The organism is Dielma fastidiosa, assembly GCF_000313565.1.
GTDB classification, from domain to species: domain Bacteria; phylum Bacillota_I; class Bacilli_A; order Erysipelotrichales; family Erysipelotrichaceae; genus Dielma; species Dielma fastidiosa.
Genome location: NZ_CAEN01000121.1, coordinates 1 through 226 on the forward strand (window position 1 = coordinate 1; position 226 = coordinate 226).

A 226-nucleotide genomic window follows, 5' to 3' on the forward strand; every position below is an offset into this window, starting at 1 on the left:
GACGGCAAGGTTGATGGTGTTACTGAGAATACTGAAGACTTGTTTATGTCTGAAATTGATGGCTGGAAGACTAAGCGCGAACGCGGTGACGGTTATGTGATGGGTACCGGTTATTGGTATCAGCAGATGGATAAATATGAATCAATTTTTGTCGGCATGAGCGTTGATGAGGTTGAGGAATGGTTTGCGAAATACTGCTCTGATCTAAACGGACGTCCATTGCAGG

1 pseudogene is annotated in these 226 nt (G+C 44.7%); it reads left to right on the top strand.

Going from position 1 to position 226, the window contains the following annotated elements:
• Nucleotides 1-226, top strand: a pseudogene (locus tag DAHG_RS21345) (hypothetical protein); the annotation flags it as partial.